16 protein-coding genes are annotated in these 16,869 nt (G+C 68.0%); 7 read left to right on the plus strand and 9 right to left on the minus strand.

Features of this window, described 5'->3' with window-relative positions; translation table 11 throughout:
• The 3 genes from D183_RS0112095 to ahpC form a co-directional block, all read right to left on the minus strand.
• A partial coding sequence (locus D183_RS0112095) for a LysR family transcriptional regulator (RefSeq protein WP_017909222.1) occupies positions 1-498 on the minus strand: 498 nt, incomplete at its 3' end.
• A gap of 151 nt (positions 499-649) precedes the next feature.
• Positions 650-2,242 (minus strand): alkyl hydroperoxide reductase subunit F, encoded by a 1,593-nt coding sequence (gene ahpF / locus D183_RS0112100; RefSeq protein ID WP_017909223.1) that lies wholly within the window; start codon positions 2,240-2,242, stop codon positions 650-652.
• A gap of 162 nt (positions 2,243-2,404) precedes the next feature.
• Positions 2,405-2,971 (minus strand): alkyl hydroperoxide reductase subunit C, encoded by a 567-nt coding sequence (gene ahpC, locus D183_RS0112105; RefSeq protein WP_010341941.1) that lies wholly within the window; start codon positions 2,969-2,971, stop codon positions 2,405-2,407.
• 240 nt (positions 2,972-3,211) lie between these two features.
• Here ahpC and prmC point away from each other — a divergent pair, with 240 nt between their 5' ends.
• The 5 genes from prmC (at position 3,212) to pip (ending at position 9,285) form a co-directional block, all read left to right on the plus strand.
• Positions 3,212-4,045, plus strand: a complete 834-nt coding sequence (prmC, locus tag D183_RS0112110) for a peptide chain release factor N(5)-glutamine methyltransferase (protein ID WP_017909224.1) — start codon at positions 3,212-3,214, stop codon at positions 4,043-4,045.
• Between the two features lie 57 nt (positions 4,046-4,102).
• Positions 4,103-4,846, plus strand: a complete 744-nt coding sequence (locus tag D183_RS24575; RefSeq protein WP_017909225.1) for a hypothetical protein — start codon at positions 4,103-4,105, stop codon at positions 4,844-4,846.
• A gap of 344 nt (positions 4,847-5,190) precedes the next feature.
• The gene (locus tag D183_RS27785; RefSeq protein ID WP_193312711.1) at positions 5,191-6,036 is read left to right on the plus strand and encodes a hypothetical protein; all 846 of its coding nucleotides are present in this window, start codon (positions 5,191-5,193) and stop codon (positions 6,034-6,036) included.
• Positions 6,033-8,219 (plus strand): lipase family protein, encoded by a 2,187-nt coding sequence (locus D183_RS0112120; protein WP_026144409.1) that lies wholly within the window; start codon positions 6,033-6,035, stop codon positions 8,217-8,219. Before D183_RS27785 ends, D183_RS0112120 begins: the two co-directional genes overlap by 4 nt.
• Positions 8,220-8,343: 124 nt before the next feature.
• The gene (pip, locus tag D183_RS0112125) at positions 8,344-9,285 is read left to right on the plus strand and encodes a prolyl aminopeptidase (protein ID WP_017909227.1); all 942 of its coding nucleotides are present in this window, start codon (positions 8,344-8,346) and stop codon (positions 9,283-9,285) included.
• A gap of 73 nt (positions 9,286-9,358) precedes the next feature.
• Here the strand turns inward: pip and D183_RS0112130 are convergent, their stop codons facing one another.
• On the minus strand, positions 9,359-10,249 hold the full coding sequence (locus D183_RS0112130; protein ID WP_017909228.1) for a transglutaminase-like domain-containing protein: 891 nt from the start codon (positions 10,247-10,249) through the stop codon (positions 9,359-9,361).
• A gap of 251 nt (positions 10,250-10,500) precedes the next feature.
• On the minus strand, positions 10,501-11,385 hold the full coding sequence (locus D183_RS0112135) for a LysR family transcriptional regulator (protein ID WP_017909229.1): 885 nt from the start codon (positions 11,383-11,385) through the stop codon (positions 10,501-10,503).
• A 107-nt stretch (positions 11,386-11,492) separates the two neighbouring features.
• Here D183_RS0112135 and D183_RS0112140 point away from each other — a divergent pair, with 107 nt between their 5' ends.
• On the plus strand, positions 11,493-12,905 hold the full coding sequence (locus tag D183_RS0112140) for an MFS transporter (RefSeq protein ID WP_026144410.1): 1,413 nt from the start codon (positions 11,493-11,495) through the stop codon (positions 12,903-12,905).
• A 36-nt stretch (positions 12,906-12,941) separates the two neighbouring features.
• On the opposite strand, the gene D183_RS0112145 is transcribed toward D183_RS0112140, so the two are convergent.
• The 4 genes from D183_RS0112145 to D183_RS0112160 all read right to left on the minus strand — a co-directional run bounded on the left by D183_RS0112145 (position 12,942) and on the right by D183_RS0112160 (position 16,015).
• Complete coding sequence (locus D183_RS0112145; RefSeq protein WP_026144411.1) at positions 12,942-13,739, minus strand: N-formylglutamate amidohydrolase; 798 nt, start codon at positions 13,737-13,739, stop codon at positions 12,942-12,944.
• Complete coding sequence (locus D183_RS0112150) at positions 13,732-14,283, minus strand: NUDIX hydrolase (RefSeq protein ID WP_017909232.1); 552 nt, start codon at positions 14,281-14,283, stop codon at positions 13,732-13,734. Before D183_RS0112150 ends, D183_RS0112145 begins: the two co-directional genes overlap by 8 nt.
• Positions 14,284-14,519: 236 nt before the next feature.
• On the minus strand, positions 14,520-15,443 hold the full coding sequence (locus D183_RS0112155) for a 5'-3' exonuclease (protein WP_017909233.1): 924 nt from the start codon (positions 15,441-15,443) through the stop codon (positions 14,520-14,522).
• Positions 15,440-16,015: a nitroreductase family protein gene (locus D183_RS0112160; protein WP_017909234.1), complete on the minus strand. Its 576-nt coding sequence runs from the start codon at positions 16,013-16,015 to the stop codon at positions 15,440-15,442. The genes D183_RS0112155 and D183_RS0112160 overlap by 4 nt, the downstream gene beginning before the upstream one ends.
• A 155-nt stretch (positions 16,016-16,170) precedes the next feature.
• On the opposite strand from D183_RS0112160, the gene D183_RS0112165 reads away from it, so the two are divergent.
• Positions 16,171-16,869 (plus strand): DUF1631 family protein (locus D183_RS0112165; protein WP_232757265.1); only part of this gene is annotated, 699 nt, incomplete at its 3' end.

The raw sequence follows: 16,869 nt of genomic DNA on the forward strand, positions 1-16,869 counted from the left end.
CACGAACGGTTCCTCGAACAGGAATTCGGCATGCAATTGCTCGTCGTGCAACGGCAACGCCAGCAGCGCCGCGTCCAGCCGGCCCTCGCGCAGGCGGGTCAGCAGCACGTCGCTCTTCTCTTCGATCAGCAGCAGTTCCAGCTGCGGGAAGCGCGCGCGGATGCGCGGGATCACATGCGGCAGCAGGTACGGGCCGAGCGTCGGGAAAATGCCCAGGCGCACGGTGCCGGCTTCCGGGTCCTGGCTGCGCCGCGCCGCCTCCTTCATCTGCTCGATCTCGGCGACGATGCCGCGCGCGCGGCTGGCGGCCTCGCGCCCGGCCGGGGTCAGCATGACCTTGCGCGGCGCGCGCTCGACCAGCGGCACGCCCAGTTCGTCCTCTAGCTTCTTGATCTGCGTGGACAGCGTCGGCTGGCTGACGAAGCAGGCCGCGGCGGCGCGCCCGAAATGCTTGTGATCGGCCAGCGCCACCAGGTATTTCAGATCACGCAGGTTCATCAGCGGGTTCCTCGGAACGCAGCGGCGGGAGGTGACGCAGGGTCACAGCATAGAGCGTGTGGCGCACTTGGCGACGAGACAGATGGGCGCGCGCGGTGGAGACCGCACACCCTGGTCCCGCGCCGGCGAAGCGGCGCGGGACGGATGCGGATCAGGCCGCTTCGGCCACGCTGCCGCTGGCGACCGGTGCGCTGTGCCGGATCAGGTGGTCGAACGCGCTCAGCGCCGCCTTGGAACCTTCGCCCATGGCGATGATGATCTGCTTGTACGGCACCGTGGTCGCGTCACCGGCGGCGAACACACCCGGCAGGGAAGTCTGGCCGCGGTCGTCGACCACGATCTCGCCACGCGGCGACAGCGCCACCGTGCCCTGCAGCCATTCGGTGTTCGGCAGCAGCCCGATCTGCACGAAGATGCCTTCCAGCGCCACGCGATGCACATCGCCGCCGACGCGGTCCTTGTAGACCAGGCCGGTGACCTTCTGGCCGTCGCCGAGCACCTCGGTGCTCTGCGCGTTGACCAGGATGTCGACGTTGCCCAGGCTGCGCAGCTTGCGCTGCAGGACTTCGTCGGCGCGCAGCTTGCTGTCGAACTCGACCAGGGTGACGTGGCTGACGATGCCGGCCAGGTCGATCGCCGCTTCCACGCCGGAGTTGCCGCCACCGATCACCGCCACGCGCTTGCCCTTGAACAGCGGGCCGTCGCAGTGCGGGCAATAGGCCACGCCCTTGTTGCGGTACTGGTCTTCGCCGGGCACGTTCATCTGCCGCCAGCGCGCGCCGGTGGACAGGATCACCGTGCGGCTCTTCAGCGAGGCGCCGTTGGCCAGCTTGACCTCGACCAGGCCGTCGGCACCGGCCGGCACCAGCTGTTCGGCGCGCTGCAGGTTCATGATGTCCACGTCGTACTGGCGCACGTGTTGCTCCAGCGCCGCGGCCATTTTCGGGCCTTCGGTCTCCTGCACGGAGATGAAGTTCTCGATCGCCATGGTGTCCAGCACCTGGCCGCCGAAGCGCTCGGCCGCCACCCCGGTGCGGATGCCCTTGCGCGCGGCGTAGATCGCCGCCGCCGCGCCGGCCGGGCCGCCGCCGACCACCAGCACGTCGAACGGCGCCTTGGCCGCGATCGCCGCCGCATCGCGCTTGGCCGCGCCGGTGTCGAGCTTGGCCACGATCTGCTCCAGGGTCATGCGGCCCTGGTCGAAGACTTCGCCGTTGAGGTACACGGTGGGCACCGACATGATCTGCCGCGCCTCGACCTCGTCCTGGAACAGCGCGCCGTCGATCGCCACGTGCTGGATGTTCGGATTCAACACCGCGGCCAGGTTCAGCGCCTGCACCACGTCCGGGCAGTTCTGGCAGGACAGCGAGAAATAGGTTTCGAAGCGGTACTCGCCGGGCAGGTTGCGCACCTGCTCGATCAGTTCGGCGGTGGCCTTGGACGGATGCCCGCCGACCTGCAGCAGCGCCAGCACCAGCGAGGTGAACTCGTGGCCCATCGGCAGGCCGGCGAAGCGCAGGTGGATGTCGTGGCCGGGGCTGTTCAGCGCGAAGGAGGGCGCGCGCTCGCCGCTGTCGCGGTGCACGTCCAGGGTGATCTTGTCCGACAGCAGCACCAGGTCCTCGAGCAGGTCGAGCATCTCGCGCGACTTGGCGCCATCGTCCACCGACGCGGTGATGTGGATGGGCCGGACGACCCGCTCCAGGTAGGCCTTCAACTGGGTTTTCAGATCGGCATCCAACATGGCGGACTCCTGACGTTGGGCAAAGCGAGGGGGAGGCGTGCTGCCGGAGCAGCGCGCTGCGAAGAGGGGAGGAGGGATGAACCGCAGCCGGCGCCGGCGCGCGATGCCGGCTGCGGTTCACCCCCACCCCCGCCGCGAGGCGGAGATGGGAGCGAGGGCGGCTTAGATCTTGCCGACCAGGTCCAGCGACGGCTTCAGGGTCTTCTCGCCTTCCTTCCACTTGGCCGGGCAGACCTCGCCCGGGTGCGAGGCGACGAACTGCGCGGCCTTGAGCTTGCGCAGGGTCTCGGTGACGTCGCGAGCGATCGCGTTGTCGTGGATCTCGAGGGTCTTGATCACGCCTTCCGGGTTGATCACGAAGGTGCCGCGCAGGGCCAGGCCTTCTTCCTCGATGTGCACGCCGAAGGCGCGGGTCAGCTGGTGGGTCGGGTCGCCGACCAGCGGGAACTGGGCCTTGCCCACCGCCGGGGACGTCTCGTGCCACACCTTGTGCGAGAAATGGGTGTCGGTGGTGACGATGTAGACCTCGGCGCCGATCTTCTGGAACTCGGCGTAATGCTCGGCGGCGTCTTCCACTTCGGTCGGGCAGTTGAAGGTGAAGGCGGCCGGCATGAAGATCAGCACCGACCACTTGCCCTTCAGGTCCGCGTCGGTGACTTCGATGAATTCGCCATTACGGTAGGCGTTGGCCTTGAACGGCTGGACCTGGGTGTTGATCAAAGACGACATGGAGTTTCCTCGTGGTTGCAATAGGGGTCGGGGGATGGAACGAGGCTCATGATAGGGGGCGCCGATAGATCCCTCAAATCGATTGATGGAATTGAATAGATAGGTTTCCTCTATCGATTCCCAAGCCTGGCTCTTTGCTGCACTGCCGCGCGAACAGCGCGTCAGCCGCCCAGGGCGCATGGGCGTCGGTCTGTTCTACCACGTTGGCTTTTCCGCGCTCGCTGCGTCATCGTGACAGCGATGAATGCGCCTACCCCCGAATCCCTGCTGCGCGACGCCTGCACCCAGGTCGAGCGCGGCGATGCCGAAGCCTTGCTGCTGCATGCCCTGCAGCGCGACCGTGCGTGGCTGTTCGCGCACGCCCGCGATCCGTTGGCGGACGAGGTGGCGGATGGGTTTCAGGGGCTGCTCGCCCGGCGTGTACAGGGCGAGCCGGTGGCCTACCTGACCGGCCGGCGCGGCTTCTGGACCCTGGACCTGGCGGTCGGACCGGCCACGTTGATCCCGCGCGCGGACACCGAGCGGCTGGTGGAGCTGGCGCTGGAGCGACTGGATCCGGCGCCGGGCCGGCGCATCGCCGACCTCGGCACCGGCAGCGGCGCGATCGCCCTGGCCTTGGCCAGCGAGCGGCCCAGGGCGCAGGTGCTGGCCACCGACCTCAGTACGGCCGCCCTGGCGGTGGCGCAGGCCAATGCGCAGGCGCACGGCCTGGGTAACGTCGCTTTCGCGCATGGGCCGTGGTTGGCGCCGCTGGCCGGCCAGCGCTTCGATCTGATCGCCAGCAACCCGCCGTACATCGCCGCCGGCGATCCGCACCTGCAGCAGGGCGACCTGCGCTACGAACCGGCCAGCGCGCTGGCGTCCGGCCCCGATGGGCTGGACGACCTGCGCCGGATCGTCGCCGATGCGCCGGCGCATCTGCTGCCCGGTGGCTGGCTGCTGCTGGAACACGGCTGGGACCAGGGCGTGGCGGTGCGCGCGCTGCTGGAGGCGGCCGGCTTCGCGGAGGTGGCGACGTATCAGGACCTGGAGGCGCGCGATCGGGTCACGCTGGGGCGCCAGCCGCTGGCCTGACCCGCCGGCGCCGGGGTATGGTGCGTGGGTAACGATGCCGGACATGGATGACCCGCAATGTTCACCCTCAGTCGCCTTTCGAATGCGATGCGCGTACCGCCCACGCCCGCCGTGGCACAGACGGGTGCGCGGCATGCCGAGGGTGCGTGGATCCCTGCCGGCGTGACCGCTCGTCGCAGGCCCCGTCTCAGAATCCTGCGCGCACTCGCTGTCGCTGCCATCCTCGTGGCTGGCGCGGGCTGCTCCAACGGCATCGACGTCGGCAACGATGGCGCAACCGGACATCTGAATCCGCACCCGGTCAAACGCGACGAGGTCATCGCCACGTCCCATGCGCCGGGGCCGTGGGATGCGTTCGAGGGCGCCTACATCGGATACGACGTCGTCAATAAGAAGTGCGTTCCGATGATCCCCTTCATTGGTCAACAGCAAGTCCCCAATACCGGACTCGACGTTCCGATGACCCGCGTAGACGACCATACGTGGAAGGGGTATTTCTACCGTGATGCGCTGCAAGATGAGGATTACTTCAAGCTTGGGGTGTGCCATTGGGACGTCACGAGCGTGAGCGTCAGTGCGATTGCTCAGGGCCTAAGGTTTGCGTGGAGCGGCTCTATGGAGAAGATTCTGCGCGAAGGTGGAGGGACCAGGTATTTCAAGAAGGTCGCGTATGGGGATAAGTCCCTGGTCCCTTACGGGGCACAGGATTTCGATCCTGCTGATCCTGCTGATCCTGAAGTGCTACAGCATCCGGACGCGTATTTCTCTGTCACCCTCGCTGTCAGGGAGGCCCAGCCGTGAAGGGGATTGATCAAGCGGTTGCCGATGCGGCCAACGACGCGTATGTGAATCGTCCTCGAAGCGATATCGCTGCAAGAAGCAGGTGCATTCAGGCGAGAGGCGCTACTGGGTTCTCGGCTTTTCCAGTGGCTCAGCTACAGGCTTCCAGTCAGTTATGTAACCAATACCTGGCGCTGCCGCATGCCGGTATCAGAGCCCGATGGCGATTCATCAGGAAAATCCGGGCCATGGATGTGGGTCAGGATCTCACTTGTACCCTTTGCGCGATGGGCAGTGGCGACATGGTTTCCAGCGAGTAAGATCGCAGTCGCAACTTGGAGTCTTGATAAAGGAGAGGTGGCGCGATGAGCGACGAAAAGAGCACGTACAGCGACAATCCCTATCGTCCACGCGCCCGCACGATGCGCGATGCGCAGCTCCTGCGCGACATGGGCAGCATCAATGCGGACGTCTACGCCAGGCTCGGCGCGCTGCCGCGTGGCGGGGTGCCGATTGCGCCCTGGCGCAAGCCGAGACTGCCATTGCCACCAGACCCCACTGCCGCGCTGCCTGCGGCCTATCCCCCCGAGGACGATACGATGAAACTGCACCACCTGGCCGCTGCCGCCATCATGCCCCTGGCCGCGACCGCCGCCGGTTGTTCGAAAGGTATCGATGTTGGCAACGACGGTGCGACCGGGCATCTGAATCCGCATCCGGTCAAGCGCTACGAGGTCATCGCCACGTCAAATGCGCCGGGACCGTGGGATTCTTTCAAGGGTGCTTACATTGGATATGACGTCATCAATAAGAATTGTGTGCCGATGATGCCAGTTCTTGGCGAGCAGCATGTGCCTAACACCGGGCTCGATATTCCTATGGTCCAGGTGGATGACCACACATGGAAGGGATATTTTTATCGCGATGCCCTGCTGGATGAAGATTATTTCAATCTCGGGGTTTGCCACTGGGATGTGACAAGTGTGGGTGTTAGCGCGATTGGCAAGGGTGTGAAATTCGGTTGGGGAGGGTTGTTGGAAAAAATCTTGCGCGAGGGTGGTGGGAAAAGCTATTTCAAGAATAGTTCTTATGGGGATCCTGCTTTGGTTCCCTATGGTGCGCTAGAGTTCCAGTCTGACGATCCCGAGGTTCTTAAAGACCCTGATGCTTATTTCCCAGTGACGATCACTGTTAAGGAAGTCAAGTCATGAAAGTCATTGATCAAGCGTTAGCTGATGCAAGTAATGACTCGTATGCCAACCGATCACCGCGTGATGTGGGCGATAACAATAGATATGTTTCTCTAGATGGCCAGGATTATAAGATATTTGGCTATGCCAGTGATCCGGCTACCGGCTTTCACGCAACTGCGTATCAAAGCGTTGGGTCGCCTCACAATGTTATTGTCGCGTACCGAGGTACTGATCCTGGTCTATTTTCAGGTAAGAGTGTTTCGGAAAAAGCGGACCACGCGCTGACGACGCTGCAGGACATCGCCGTCGATGCAAAGATGGTGCGAGATACCGTCAACGCGCAGAAGTCTGCGGCCGACGCGTTTACAGCGCAGATGATCGCCAAAGCGGCTGCGCAGGGCATCCCGAAAACCCAGATATTCGCTGCCGGCCACTCCCTGGGCGGCGCATTGGCGGAACTCCAGGCCGCCAAATATGGCCTGCGCGGCGCCACCTACAACGGCTTCGGCGCGGCGGACATGATCGATGGCCCGCCGCAGCCGGGCTTCCAGCTCACCAACTACCGCATGGCCGGCGACGTGGTGAGCGCGGCCAGTCCGCATGTCGGCAAGGTGGTGTCGCTGGCCAGCGAAGAGGACATCCAGAGCCTGCGGGCCGGCCGCTACCTGGATGCGCCGCCCGGGTCGGCGCCGCCAAACGCGCTGATCGCGATGCGGCTGAGCGACCACGGCGGCCAGCAGCACTTCAGCAGCGACAGTCCGGACAATATCCTGCAACCCCAGCGCTTCCAGGAAGCGACGCAGCGCTACGCGGCGAACAAGGACGCCATCGACCGCTTCGGCAGCGATGTGTCCTTCGCACGCGCCGAACTGTCCGAGTCGCTGCGGCAGATGCGCGGGAACGACGGGCAGGGCCAACTGTCGCCGAATCTGCGGCGGCAACTCAACGAGTACCTCGTGCTCAACGCCGATCCCGCCATTCGCGACACCATCGCGCGTGGCGCGCCCGTGCGCGGGGTTGCCGACGGCCTGCAACACGGTGCCGATGCCGTGCGCGCCGGCGGTCGCTACGTGCAAGCGCTGGACGAACGTATCGCGATCGTGGCGCGGGAGGGCGGGCGCCTTACCGCGCCCTTCATCCCGGTTGCGCCGCTGGCTGGACATGTGGTGGGCGAAGCCGCCCGTCTGCACGGTCAAGGTGCGGATGCGGCGGCGCGGTGGGCGGGCGGCGGGCTGGAATCGGCCAAAGGCGCCGTGGAGCGAGGCGCGCATGCGGCTGCCGACGCCGTGGTGGAGCGGATCCATGATCCTCGCTTCCAGGCGGGCGTGGCCAACGTCGCCAATCACATCGTCGATGCCTACGATGGCGCGCGGGTCGCGGCGCAAACCGCCACGCAGACGTATCAGCTCGGCAAGCAGGCGGTCTCCGATGGGATCGACCGGGCCGAACGTGCGGTGGCGCAAACCTACGACGCAACCAAGCACGTGGTGACCGACGGCGTGCAGCAGGTTGGGCGCGCGGCCACCCAGGCCTACGGCGCGGCGAAGCACGTGGTGACCGAAGGCGTGGAGCAAGCTGGACGTGCGGCCACCAGTGCCTATGATGCGGCGAAGCAAGCGGCCGACAGCGCCGCGCGGGTTGGTACGCACGCGTACGAAGCCGCAAGGCAGACCGCCGCGCAGGGTATTGACGCCGCCAAGCACGCGGCGGACCAGGCCTACGACACGCTGACCCATCCCGGGCAGTGGTTCCAGCGCGGCACGCCGGCCCAGGCGCCTGCCGCGACGCCTGCTTCCGGCGTCCAGTCGGCGCCGTCGGCCGGACACAAGGCCGATCGTGAGCAGAGCCTCGCCGCACTGCCTGCGTCCGATCAGACCATGTTCGCGCGCATCCGCAGGGACGTACCGACGCGCATCGACGATGCGCATGTCGCGCAGGCGATGCTCGGTGCCAAGCGGGCCGGCATCGCCGATGCCGACAAGATCGACCGGGTGCAGATCGCTGGCAACACGCTGTGGGTGTCGGGCACCACGCCCGGCTTTCGCGCCGCCACCGACGTGGCGCAGGCGCCTTCACCGATGCACGAGACGGTGCAGCAGACGCAGGCGTTCAATCAGCAGCGCGAGCAGCAACTGGCCATGGAAGCGCAGCAGCGGCTGCAAGAAGCCCCTGGTGGCAGAGGCATGCCGGTCCTCGGTTGATCCCAACCCCGCCCCGGTTGGCCGATCGGCGCCGCGTCAGGTCCGTTCGCGGCCGGCCGTTGCTGGTCAGCGCCGCTCAAGTGGCGCGCATGGGTAGAATCGCGGTTTTCCCGCAGGAGTCGCCATGCGCACGCTGTATCCCGAGATCGAGCCGTTCGACAGCGGCATGTTGCCGGTGGACGCACGGCATACCCTGTCCTACGAACAGTGCGGCAATCCGCACGGCAAGCCGGTGGTGCTGCTGCATGGCGGTCCCGGCGGCGGCTGCAACGCCAAGATGCGTCGCTTCCACGATCCGGCCAAGTACCGCATCGTGCTGTTCGACCAGCGCGGCTCCGGCCGCTCCACGCCGCATGCCGATCTGGTCGACAACACCACCTGGGACCTGGTCGCCGATATCGAGCGGCTGCGCACGCACCTGGGCATCGACCGCTGGCAGGTGTTCGGCGGCAGCTGGGGCTCGACCCTGGCGCTGGCCTACGCGCAGAGCCATCCGGAGCGCGTCACCGAACTGGTGCTGCGCGGCATCTTCATGCTGCGTCGCTGGGAACTGGAGTGGTTCTACCAGGAAGGTGCCAGCCGCCTGTTCCCCGATGCCTGGGAGCACTACGTCGCGGCGATCCCGCCGGTGGAGCGCGCCGACCTGATCTCGGCCTTCCACCGGCGCCTGACCAGCGACGACGAGGCCACCCGTCTGGCCGCGGCCAAGGCCTGGAGCGTGTGGGAAGGCGCGACCAGCTTCCTGCACGTGGACGCCGATTTCGTCGACAGCCACGAGGACCCGCACTTCGCGCTGGCCTTCGCCCGCATCGAGAACCACTACTTCGTCAACGGCGGCTTCTTCGAGGTCGAGGACCAGTTGCTGCGCGACGCGCACCGCATCGCCGACATCCCGGGAGTGATCGTGCACGGTCGCTACGACGTGGTCTGCCCGCTGGCCAACGCCTGGGATCTGGCCAAGGCCTGGCCGAAGGCGACGCTGCAGATCACCCCGGCCTCCGGCCATTCCGCGTTCGAGCCCGAGAACGTCGACGCGTTGGTGCGCGCCACCGACGGCTTCGCCTGAGTCCGCGCGCGGCTGCATAGCGCGTTCACGGAAGGGCGGTGCTGCGCATGGCGGCACCGTCCACTGCAATGATTCAGCAGGCCAGCGCGTTGCCGGGTTCGCATCCGGCGGCGGTGATGGCACCGGCCGCTGCGAAGGGGCGCGTGTCGAGCTGTGCCTGCTTGGTCTCGTCGGTCCACACCACGAACGATTCGAGCACGTTGTCGCCGAAGGTGGTGCTGATCGCCACGTCGGCGGCGTCGCGGCCGCGCGCGATCAGCACCCGGCCGATGCGCGGCACGTTGTGGCGTGCATCGAAGGTGTACCAGCGCCCGTCGAGGAAGGCTTCGAACCAGCCGGAAAAATCCATCGGTGCGTCCGAGGCTGGGACGCCGATGTCGCCCAGATAGCCGGTGCAGTAGCGCGCCGGGATGTTCATGCAGCGGCACAGCGCGATCGCCGCATGCGCGAAGTCGCGGCACACGCCGCGCCCTTCCTGCAGCGCCTGCGCGGCGCTCTTGGTGGCGCAGGCATGGGCATAGCCGAAGGCGATGCGCATATGCACGTAGTCGCAGATCGCCTGTACCCGTGCCCAGCCGGGCGGCGTGCCGCCGAACAGCTCCCAGGCCATGCCACTGAGCAGGTCGGTCTCGCAGTAGCGGCTGCCGAGCAGGTACACCAGGGCGTCGTCGGGCAACTGCTCCACCGGCGTCTGCGCGGCGTCGTAGCGGTACTGGTCCGGCAGTCCGCTGTCGCGCACCACCGCATCGGCACGCAGGGTCAGCGCGCCGGCGGGTGCCTGCAGGCGCGTGCAGCGGTTGCCGAAGCTGTCGCGATAGGTATGCAACGGCACTGCCGGCACGCTGTGCAAGGCGGTGGCGGCGACGATGTCCTCGCGCCGGCTGTCGTGGATGTCCAGCATCGCCAGCATCGGCGTCGCCTGCGCGAACCGGTAGCGGATTTCGTAACCGAGGCGGATGAGCATGTGGGGTCCGATGCGGGGCGGGTTTCCGGTACGGACCGGTCCAGCCCGAGCGTGCGCATGCCGCGCTCAGCTTGGCGTGAAGACCGGCGCCACGTGCTTCAGCATGCTGAGCGGCGCTACGGGCAGGGCATGGCAGACGGCCGTGGCGGCAATCAAGGCGTTGCGTACGCTGGCATAGCGTGGCGGGCCGCAGAGGTCTGGCGTGCGCGGTCGCTGCCGCGCGTTGCCGCGCCATCGGCGGTGGACCGGCTTCACCAGCGACCGGCCAGCAGGGCTTCCGTCAACACGTGCAGTTTGGCCGAGCGTTGCCGTGACGGCGGATAGATCAACGACAGCGTGCGGCTGCGGCCTTCGAACGCCTGCAGCACACGGTGCAGGCGCCCGTCGGCCAGTGCATCGGCCACCGCGAAATCCATCACCTGCACGATGCCCATGCCGGCGATGGCGCCTTCCACCAATGGATCGCCGTGGTCGAACACCATCCGCGCCGGCGGCGCGAAGCCGCAGCGTTGTCCATCCTGCAGGAACTGCCAGTTCACCAGGCGTCCGCTGCGCGGATTGCGGATGGCCAGGCAGGCGTGATCGCGCAGCGCGTCGAGATCGGCGGGTGCGCCGCGTGCCGCCAGGTAGGCGGGACTGGCGACGGTCACCCAGCGCAGCGGACGCAGCGGCCGTGCGACGATGCGCCTGTCGGCGATGGGGCCGGTGCGCAATGCGGCGTCGAAGCCTTCCTCGATCAGGTCGACCAGGCGGTCGCTGAGCACGGTTTCCACGCGTAGCTGTGGGTGTTGCGCCAGTAACGGGGCCAGCAGCGGTATCAGCACCTTGCGACCGAACATCGACGGTGCGCTGATCTTGAGCGTGCCGGACGGCGTGCAGGCGCGGTCCGCCAGTTGCCGCTCGGCGTCGTCCAAGCCGCACAGCAGCGGCGCTACCTGCTCGACGAACTGGCGTCCATCCGGAGTCAGCCCGACATTGCGGGTCGTGCGCTGCAGCAGCTTGACGCCCAGCGCCGCTTCCAGCCTGCCGATCGCGCGCGACAGCCCGGATTGACTGACACCGAGCTGGCCTGCGGCGACGGTGAAACTGCGCGCCTCCGCCACCTGCACCAGCATGCGCACGGCATTGAGATCCATGCCTTTGCTATTCATGCAAAAAATCATGACACATATGAAGAGGCAAGGATTTATCGACGATGCCGCATCAATGACACTGGCGGTTCTCCCCTAAGCACCCGATGCCGATGCATGCACTCTCCCATCCGCGCAGGGCGTTGGCGCTGCTCGCCACCGCGCAATTGCTGATCGCCCTGGACGCCACCATCATCTTCGTCGCCCTGCACGACATGGGTCGGGCGCTGCAGATCGACGCGCAGCGCCTGCAATGGGTGGTCAGCGCCTACACCGTGGCGTTCGGCGGTTGCCTGCTGCTCGGCGGCCGCGCCGCCGATCTGCTGGGGCGGCGCCGTTTCTACCGGCTGGGCATGCTGCTGTTCGCGCTGGCCTCGTCGCTCGGCGCGCTGGCGCCCAGCGCGGTGCTGCTGATCGTCGCGCGGGCCGCGCAAGGCGTGGGCGCGGCATTGCTGTTTCCGGCGACGCTGGCCTTGATCAACACCCTCTATGCCGAGGGCGCGGCGCGCAATCGCGCGTTGGCGATCTGGAGCACGGCCAGCGCGGTGGGGCTGGCGCTGGGCACCTTGCTGGGCGGCGCGCTGACTCAGGCCTTCGGGTGGCCGGCGGTACTGGCGGTCATCGTGCCGCCGGCCATCGCCTGCGCGGCGGCGGCAGGGCGGTGGTTGCCTGCGGATGGCCCGCGCGCGCATGGTCGCACCTTCGACCTGGCAGGATGCGCCACCGTGACCACCGGCGGCAGCCTGCTGGTCGCCACCTTGGTGCAGGGCCCGGAATGGGGCTGGAGCGCGCCGGCCACGCTGTCCTGCCTGCTGGCATCGGCGGTGCTTCTCGCGGCGTTCGTGTGGATCGAACAGCGTAGCCGCGATCCGTTGATGCGCTTTTCGCTGCTGTGTCTTCCCGGTCTGCGCGCCGCGCTGGGCCTGACTTTCGCGTTCATGAGCAGCTACGGCGTGCAGTACTACTTCCTGGCGCTGTACTTTCAGGACGGCTATGGTTGGAGTCCGTTGCAGGCCGGCATGGCGTTCCTGCCGCCGACGGTGGTCTGCGCCTTCGGCATCCGCATCGCCGAGCGCTTGCTGCAGCGGCGTTCGCCGCGGCAGGTGCTGGCCTGGGGATTCGGCGCGGGTGCGCTGGGCATCGCCGCGGCGACCGTCGCATTGCCGCACGGCGCGGGCTACTGGCCGTTGCTGCCGGGCATCGTCCTGCTCAGTGTGGGGCAGGGCATGAGCTGGACGGCGATGTGGGTGGTGGCTGGCCAGGGCGTGCCGGTACAGCAGCAGGGCGTGGCGTCGGGCATGGCCGCTACCGCGCAGCAGATCGGTGGGGCGGTGGGCCTGGCGGTACTGGTGATGGCGGCCAATGCGGCGCGCGGCGCGCAACCGGCCGCCAGTGCGGCGGCGCTGGATGGATTGGGACAGGCGCAGTACGGTGCTGCGCTGTTCGCGGTTCTGGGCGTGGCCATCGCGCTCCGCCTGCGCGACCCGCGCAGCGCGTGCGGTGCAGCGCCCTGCCTGTCGCGCTAGGCATGACCGATCGGTCGGACCAGCGTCCGCCTCGGTTTACTCCAGCGCCAGCAACCGCGGCTGCAGCGCGGTGAAGGTCCGCGCCAGCCGCTGCGCCCAGGCCTGTTGGCCGGCGGCGTCGGCGATCAGGTCCTGGCGGATCTCCAGTTCCACATGCGGCAGGCCGCGGCCTTCGCCGTGCACGGGGACCGCGTAGTCGCTGCTGTCGCTGACCGCATACGGCGCGTTGTCGCCGACCAGCAGGTCGTCTTCCGCGCGCAGCGCCTGCAGCAGCGCGTGGGCGAAGCGGGTGTCGCGGTGATACAGCACGCCGGCATGCCAGGGCCGCGGCATGCCGTCCATCACCGGGGTGAAGCTGTGCATCATCACCAGCACGGTGGGGCGCGCGGCGGCGCGGCGTGCGTCCAGTTCGGCGGCGATGCGCGCGTGGTAGGGCGCATGCACGGCGTCGATGCGCTGCTGCCGCTGCGCCGCCGTCAGTGCGGCATTGCCCGGCACCACGGTGCGGTCGCTGACGGACGGGATCAGTGTCGGCGAGGCGAGCGGGCGATTGCAGTCGATCAGCAGCCGCGAATAGGTCTGTTCGATCGCCCAGGCGTCGAGCAGCGCGGACAGCGCGCGGGTGGTGCCGGCGATCCCGATGTCCCAGCCGATGTGCCGGTCCAGTTCCGCCTGCGCCAGGCCGAGGCCGTGCAACGCGCGCGGCACTGCCTGTCCCGCGTGATCCGCCAGCAGCACGAACGGCGATGTACCGTGTGGTCGGTGGATGCTGAACACCGGCGGGTCGTCCGCGCCCAGCAGCGGCGGCAATGCGTGGCTGAGACCCTCAGCCACGCGGCGTGCCGTCGAGTTCGTGTTCGATCATCCACAGCCCCGCCCACAGCTTCGCGTCCAGTGCGTAGCCTTCGCCCATCTTCTGCACCAGCCATGCGGCGGCGCGCGTGCGCGGCACCGAATGCACGGTGATGTCCTCGCTGGCGTCGCCGCCGCCGTTGCCGACCTTGCGCAGGCCGCTGGCACGCACGAAGGCGATCTTCTCGTTGCTGGCGCCGGCCGAGGTCGGGCCGATCAGCAGCACTTCGGCGTGCTCGGCGGTCCAGCCGGTTTCCTCTTCCAGTTCGCGCACCGCCGACACTTCGATCGATTCGCCGGCATCGATGTCGCCGACCAGGCCGGCCGGCATCTCGATGGTGCGCGCCTGCAGCGGCACGCGGAACTGTTCGACGAACAGTACCTCGTCGTCCGGCGTGACCGCCACGATGATTGCGGCCAGGCCGCCGGCATGCACGCGCTCGGAATACTCCCAGGTGCCGCGCACGACCATGCGCTGGTACTTGCCTTCGTAGACGACGCGGGGCGGGGAATCGTGGCGGGGCATGGGCAGCTCGCAAGATGGCGGAGGAAGAGGGCGCGGTCGCGCACGGCGCGGTCCGGCGATGCGGTGCAGTGTAGAACGTGCGTTGTGTTTTTGATGCGCGCCAGATCGTGCCCGGTGTCGCTGGCGCCGCGCGAGTCGCTCGGCGCCAGCGACCCCACAGTGCAACCGGCACAGCGCGTGCGAGGGCGTGCCTGCTTCGGGCAGTGGCATCGCCTGCCCGTGGCGAAGGCCAGCGCTCAGCCGGCCACAAACTCCAGGCCCGCCGCCTGCAGCAGGCGGCGTCGGGTCAGCGGCCCGAAGCGCAGCGCCTCGCACAGGCCGTGCAGCATATCGGCATCGGCCGCGCCGCGGGCGAACCCCGGTGCGGCCGTGTGCAGCGGCGCGTCCAGGGCGATGGTGGTCAGCTGCCGCCACAGCAGCGCGTGCTCGCGCTGCTCGCGCAGGCGCACGGCCATCTGCGCAGCGCCGCGCAGGCGCAGGAACGCCACTTCGTCGACCCGCGCCAGCAGCGTGTCCAGGTCGCCGAAATGCGCCAACAGGATCGCCGCCGACTTGGCGCCGATGCCGGTGACGCCGGGAATGTTGTCGATCGCATCGCCGGTCAGTGCCAGGTAGTCGGCGATCTGGTGCGCATGCACGCCGTGGCGCGCCTTGACCCCGGCCGCGCCCCAGCGCTGGCCGCGGCCGTAGTCCCATTGTTCGTCGAACTCCAGCAGCAGCTGCGACAGATCCTTGTCGGCGGACACGATCACGCCGTGGAAACCGTCGCCGCGCGCACGGTGCAGGGCGCTGCCGATCAGGTCGTCGGCCTCGTAGTCGTGGTGCGCCAGCACGCCCAGGCCCAGGGCCGCGCACAGCGCCTTGCAGTGCGCGAACTGGCGGCGCAGCGCGTCCGGCGCCGGCGCGCGGTTGGCCTTGTAGGCGGCGTACAGGCGATGCCGGAAGCAGCTGTCCAGCGCTTCGTCGAAGGCGATCACGATGTGCTGCGGGCGCTCGCGCTCGAGCAGGTCGAGCAGGAAGCGCGCGAAGCCGTGCACCGCATTGGTCGGCCAGCCCTGCGCGTCCTGGAACTCGTCGGGAATCGAATGCCAGGCGCGAAACACGTACAGGCTGGCGTCGACCAGGTACAGCGGCCGCGACAGGGGCAGGCCTGCGTTCACGGCGTCCAGTCGTTGAGCAGCGCGCGTGGGTCCGGCCGCTCGCGCTCCGGCACGTCGAGGCGGGCGGTGCCGATGTGGATGAAGCCGGCGACATGCTCGTGCTCGGCCAGGCCCAGCCGCGCGGTCACCGTTTCGTCATACGCCATCCAGCCGGTCAGCCATTGCGCACCGAAGCCGTAGGCCTGCGCAGCCTGCAGCAGCGCGAAGCACACCGAGCCGGCGGTCATCCACTGTTCGATCTCCGGCACCTTGTGTCCGCGCTGCAGGCAGGCGATGACCGCGATCACCACCGGCGCATGCGCGAAGCGTTCGCGATCCTTCTCCACCGCTGCCGGCGCCGCGCCGGGATCGCGCTGCAGGGTGCGCGCGGCGAGGATGTCGCCCAACGCCTGACGCGCCGGGCCGGCGATGCGCAGGAAGCGGAACGGCACCAGCTTTCCGTGATCGGGGACACGCACCGCCGACTGCAGCATGGCCAGCAGCGTCTCCGCGTCCGGTCCCGGCTCGCCCAGCTGCTTGGATGGCACTGAACGGCGCGCATCCAGCGCTTGCAGCGAATGAATTGTGCGCATAGTCTCGATTCCGTGGGGCGGGCGCGGAATTATAGTCGGGCGCTCGCAGGCGGCAGCGGATGCCGCAGTTACACGGACAATCGCGTTGTGTTGCTGATCTGCCGCTAGCTTCCGAATTGACGTCGGTCTCACTGCTGCCTGCGTATCACACTGCCATGACCCTTGCTGAATACGCTGAAGAGTTGTCGCCCAGCCGCAACGCGGATCTGCTCGATCAGGTCCGGGATGTGGTGTCGGTTCCGCTCGCCGGCGCTTTCGGCGAGGTGCTGGATGTGCTGGCCGAAGCGCTGTTCCGCATGGCCGAGCGCGCCGGGCCGACCCAGAACGATTATTTCGAGGCGATCCAGCTGCTGCGCCAGCAGCGCGAGCCGATCGCCGCGCGCTTCCGCGCGCACCTGGCCCAGGCCTGGCAGGCGCTGGAAGCCGGCCGCCCGCTGTCGGTGGAGCGCAGCCTGGCGCGCGAGCGCGGCGACCTCAGCCTGGTTTCGGAACAGGAACTGGACGTGCGCCTGGCGGTGCGCAACCTGGCCGGGGCGATCCAGCACCGCTGGCGGCCGGAGCTGATGCGGCTGAACCGGTTCCTCGGCTTCATCGCCGGCGGCCAGCGCATCGATGCCGACAACAACCCGTTCGGCCCAGAGCACGTGGGCGCGGCGGTGTACGCGGCGCTGCACGGGCTGGTGCTGGCGCCGCAGGTGCAACTGGCGATCGTCAAGATCTGCGAGCAGGAACTGCAGGAGCGCGTCGGCGAACTGTATGCGCAACTGGAGCAGCGCCTGAACGAGGTCGCGCGCGCCCGCGCGCTGCCCAGCGGGCGCCCGCGCCGCCGCGCCATCCCGCGCCTGGGCGCGAGC

The sequence above is a fragment of the Xanthomonas sp. SHU 199 genome, assembly GCF_000364665.1.
In the GTDB taxonomy this organism is placed as follows: domain Bacteria; phylum Pseudomonadota; class Gammaproteobacteria; order Xanthomonadales; family Xanthomonadaceae; genus Xanthomonas_A; species Xanthomonas_A sontii.

What these genes read in the sequence shown, in the direction of transcription:
- D183_RS0112160 (WP_017909234.1), bottom strand. Translation starts at nt 16,015, where the DNA reads ATGCGCACAATTCATTCGCTGCAAGCGCTGGATGCGCGCCGTTCAGTG.
- D183_RS24575 (WP_017909225.1), top strand. Translation starts at nt 4,103, where the DNA reads ATGTTCACCCTCAGTCGCCTTTCGAATGCGATGCGCGTACCGCCCACG.
- ahpF (WP_017909223.1), bottom strand. Translation starts at nt 2,242, where the DNA reads ATGTTGGATGCCGATCTGAAAACCCAGTTGAAGGCCTACCTGGAGCGG.
- D183_RS0112150 (WP_017909232.1), bottom strand. Translation starts at nt 14,283, where the DNA reads ATGCCCCGCCACGATTCCCCGCCCCGCGTCGTCTACGAAGGCAAGTAC.
- ahpC (WP_010341941.1), bottom strand. Translation starts at nt 2,971, where the DNA reads ATGTCGTCTTTGATCAACACCCAGGTCCAGCCGTTCAAGGCCAACGCC.
- prmC (WP_017909224.1), top strand. Translation starts at nt 3,212, where the DNA reads ATGAATGCGCCTACCCCCGAATCCCTGCTGCGCGACGCCTGCACCCAG.
- D183_RS0112130 (WP_017909228.1), bottom strand. Translation starts at nt 10,249, where the DNA reads ATGCTCATCCGCCTCGGTTACGAAATCCGCTACCGGTTCGCGCAGGCG.
- D183_RS0112120 (WP_026144409.1), top strand. Translation starts at nt 6,033, where the DNA reads ATGAAAGTCATTGATCAAGCGTTAGCTGATGCAAGTAATGACTCGTAT.
- D183_RS0112140 (WP_026144410.1), top strand. Translation starts at nt 11,493, where the DNA reads ATGCATGCACTCTCCCATCCGCGCAGGGCGTTGGCGCTGCTCGCCACC.
- D183_RS27785 (WP_193312711.1), top strand. Translation starts at nt 5,191, where the DNA reads ATGAGCGACGAAAAGAGCACGTACAGCGACAATCCCTATCGTCCACGC.
- D183_RS0112135 (WP_017909229.1), bottom strand. Translation starts at nt 11,385, where the DNA reads ATGGATCTCAATGCCGTGCGCATGCTGGTGCAGGTGGCGGAGGCGCGC.
- pip (WP_017909227.1), top strand. Translation starts at nt 8,344, where the DNA reads ATGCGCACGCTGTATCCCGAGATCGAGCCGTTCGACAGCGGCATGTTG.